This is a genomic window from Polaromonas sp. P3_C2 (assembly GCF_056402675.1).
The window spans coordinates 1-3,335 of sequence record NZ_JBFUGX010000464.1 but is presented as its reverse complement, the minus strand read 5'-3'; the positions used below and the strand labels follow the sequence as shown (position 1 = coordinate 3,335).

General features: G+C 59.9%; 4 protein-coding genes. 3 read left to right on the top strand and 1 reads right to left on the bottom strand.

What is annotated here, in order from left to right; translation table 11 throughout:
• Positions 1 to 65 precede the first annotated feature (65 nt).
• On the top strand, positions 66 to 575 hold the full coding sequence (locus tag AC1DWI_RS17230; RefSeq protein ID WP_477671121.1) for an outer membrane lipoprotein: 510 nt from the start codon (positions 66 to 68) through the stop codon (positions 573 to 575).
• Positions 576 to 658: 83 nt separating this feature from the next.
• Here the strand turns inward: AC1DWI_RS17230 and AC1DWI_RS17225 are convergent, their stop codons facing one another.
• Positions 659 to 1,183 (bottom strand): FKBP-type peptidyl-prolyl cis-trans isomerase, encoded by a 525-nt coding sequence (locus tag AC1DWI_RS17225; protein ID WP_477671120.1) that lies wholly within the window; start codon positions 1,181 to 1,183, stop codon positions 659 to 661.
• A 14-nt stretch (positions 1,184 to 1,197) separates the two neighbouring features.
• On the opposite strand from AC1DWI_RS17225, the gene AC1DWI_RS17220 reads away from it, so the two are divergent.
• Positions 1,198 to 2,427 (top strand): JmjC domain-containing protein, encoded by a 1,230-nt coding sequence (locus AC1DWI_RS17220; protein WP_477671119.1) that lies wholly within the window; start codon positions 1,198 to 1,200, stop codon positions 2,425 to 2,427.
• Between the two features lie 30 nt (positions 2,428 to 2,457).
• On the top strand, positions 2,458 to 2,973 hold the full coding sequence (locus AC1DWI_RS17215) for a hypothetical protein (protein WP_477671118.1): 516 nt from the start codon (positions 2,458 to 2,460) through the stop codon (positions 2,971 to 2,973).
• Positions 2,974 to 3,335: the final 362 nt, after the last annotated feature.

Here is a 3,335-nt window from a genome sequence, read left to right as displayed (position 1 = left end):
TCTCGCTAGCGTGAAGCCGATGACAGGGGCCGGGAAGCTCATGAACTTATTAACAGGAGAGACTCATGCAAAACACATTCCGCTTTATTTCCTCGGCTTCTGCCGTGCTGGCACTGGTGGGCTTGGCCGCTTGCGCGCCCATGAGCCCGAGCGGCGATTCGTCCTATCCGGCCACCACTTCAACCTATCCTGCTTCTTCGTCCTACCCTGCCAATCAGCAAAATAACTATGTAGAGTATGGGCGGGTCATCAATGTGGAAGCCATCCAGACTACGGAAAAAGGCCGCGGCTCTGGCGTGGGTGCTGTGCTGGGCGGTGTGGCGGGTGCTGTGGTGGGTCACCAGATCGGTGGCGGCAGCGGCAAGGATGCGGCAACCGTGGTGGGTGCGGTGGGCGGTGCGGTGGCCGGTAACGCCATTGAAAAGAACCGCAACGCGACCATTCGTGAGAGCTATCGCGTCTCCGTGCAACTGGACAATGGCAGCTCACGCGCCTACGACGTGCCCAGCTACGGCAACCTTCGCGTGGGAGACCGCGTAAAGATTGAAAACGGCCAGATCAACCGGATCATGTAACGCTGCGGTTCATCCGCCTTTAAAGAGCCGGCTACTCCCGCAGGGGATGGTCGGCTTTTTTTACGTCCGGAATCACACCTGTCTCAGTGCAGCGTGCCACTTCCCGGCGTGATCGGCTCAAGTTTAAAAAAACCGGTGCCAAGTGATCCCTGGCCGATTTCCTCTTCGCTGGCTTCGCGCACGGCTTCAACCTTGAGGTTCAACCGGATGGCAATGCCCGCAAGGGGATGGTTGCCGTCGAGCACGACGTGATCGGGATAGATCTCGGTCACGGTGTAAATATGATCATGAGGTGCTTGCCCGGTGCTTCCTGGCGGAAGGGCCATGCCGTCGAAGGTCATGCCTTCTTCCAGTTCGGCGGGAAAAATCTTGCGGGGTTCGAGGAAAACCAGGTTCTCGTCGTAGTCACCGAAGGCATTTTCTGGCTCAAGGTGCAGCTCGAGCTTCTCTCCGGCTTCATGGCCTTGCAGTGCCTCTTCGATCTTGGCGAGGAGGTCATCGCCGCCGAGCAAAAACTCGATGGGTTCGTCCAGCTCGTCCAGCACATCGCCCAGAGTGTCTTTCAGCGTCCATGTCAGGGCTACGACGCATTGCGGGGTGATTTTCATCCGACAATTGTCCCATGGATGTAAATCAATCTCTAGAGCTCCTCGCCGGCCTGAGCCCGGCGCAATTCATGCGCCGGCACTGGCAAAAAAAGCCGCTTCTCATCCGCCAGGCGCTGCCGGGGCTGCAGCCTGTGCTCAGCCGCGCAGCACTGTTCAGGCTCGCGTCGCGTGAGCAAGTCGAGTCCCGGCTGATTGTCCAGCAGCCCAAGGGATGGCGGATGAAACAGGGGCCTTTTGCCGCGCGAAGCCTCCCGCCGCTGAGCCAGAAAGCCTGGACCTTGCTGGTGCAGGGGGTGGATCTGCATGACGCCGGCGCGCATGCGCTTTTGCAGAAGTTCCGTTTTGTGCCTGATGCCCGGCTCGACGACCTGATGATTTCGTTTGCTACGCCCGGCGGCGGCGTTGGGCCGCACTTTGACAGCTATGACGTGTTCCTGTTGCAGGCCAGCGGCCGGCGGAGATGGAAGATCGGGCGGCAGAATGACCTGACGCTGCAGGAAGATGTGCCGCTGAAAATCCTACGGAATTTTGTTCCTGAGGAAGAGTTTGTACTGGAGGCGGGCGACATGCTCTACCTGCCTCCGCGCTATGCCCACGACGGCATTGCCGAGGCGTCGCTGCAGGCCGATGGAAAACCTGCAGATTGCATGACATATTCCATCGGATTCAGGTCGCCTGCACAGGGAGAACTGGCCGCGGAACTGCTGCATCGCCTGGCCGAGTTCACTGAGGACGAGCGCCATGAGGGCGATGAATCTGCCGCGGAAGAAATCGGCCGCAAGGCACGGCCCCGCCTGTACCGCGATGCGGGGCAGGCCGCAACCGCAACACCGGCTGCCATGCCGTCAGAGCTTACGGCCTTCGCCGGCCAGGCCGTTCTGGACGCGTTGAAAGATCCCCTGGCCGTGGCTTGCGCCCTGGGTGAATACATGACCGAACCCAAGCCCTCGGTATGGTTCGATGAGGTGGAGTGCGAGTGGAACGCCGATGCGGCGCGGCAGGGGAGTGCCGGCGTGCATCTCGACACACGCACGCGGATGATGTATGACAGCGACCATGTGTTTATCAATGGCGAGAGCTATCGCGCCAAAGGTGCCGATGCTGCCCTGATGCACCGCCTGGCCGACCAGCGCAGCCTGGCCCCCCGGGAGCTGCGCAAGGCTGGCGCATCGGCCATCGCGCTGCTGGGCGACTGGCACGACGCGGGCTGGCTGCGGCAGACGCTGCCTGCGGAAGACGACTGACCTGCTTGCCAAACAGCCTGGAGACGTTTTATGGATACGGAAAAAACCAGTTCTGCCCTGCCGCCTGCCTTGCTGGAAGGCCGGTTTACTGGCCGCAGCGATTTCACGGAGTTGATCAGGCAGTCGCTTTCAGCGGCAGCCGCACAGGGTTGGCGCGAAATCATTGTGTGCGATCCCGATTTCGAAGACTGGCCCCTGGGAGAACGTGCAGTCGTTCAGGCGCTGAATGATTGGTCCATGACGGGCCGGAAATTCACGATGCTGGCCAAAAACTACGATGAAGTGGTCAGGCGGCACGCCCGGTTCGTCACCTGGCGGCGTACCTGGGCGCACATTGTGGAATGCCGCGCCAATACGTCGGGCGCGGCGGACGATATGCCCAGCGCCTTGCTCGGCCCCGGCTGGGTCTTTGAGCGGCTGGATGTGCAGCGCTGCACTGGCATTGCCGGCTCTGAGGTTGCCAGGCGGGTGGCGTTGAGGGAGCGGATCAATGAGCGTTTGCTGAAAAGTTCGCCGTCGTTCCCCGCCACCACGCTGGGGCTTTAAGGCGGGCATTTGTGCGTCTGAGGGCGCTAAGGGCCTGTAAAGGCTGGCTTAGGGTTTTCCGGCTTGCGTTCCCATTTGTAATATCCGGCATATAATTTAAAGCTGGGTAGAAAGAGCTCGAGTCCTTTCCCCGGTCAAAAATAACTTGAATTCCGGTTTGGGTTTTCTTTTGGCAATTTCCGGAAATTGTTTTCTTAAATATCATCAAGGATCGTAAAAATGAACAAGTCACTCGTTTTGGCAGCTATCGTTGCCGCTGTTGCTCTGGCTGCTTGCGGCAAGAAAGAAGAAGCTCCAGCACCGGCACCAGTTGCTGCACCAGCTCCAGCTCCAGCCCCTGCTGCTGACGCATCGGCTCCTGC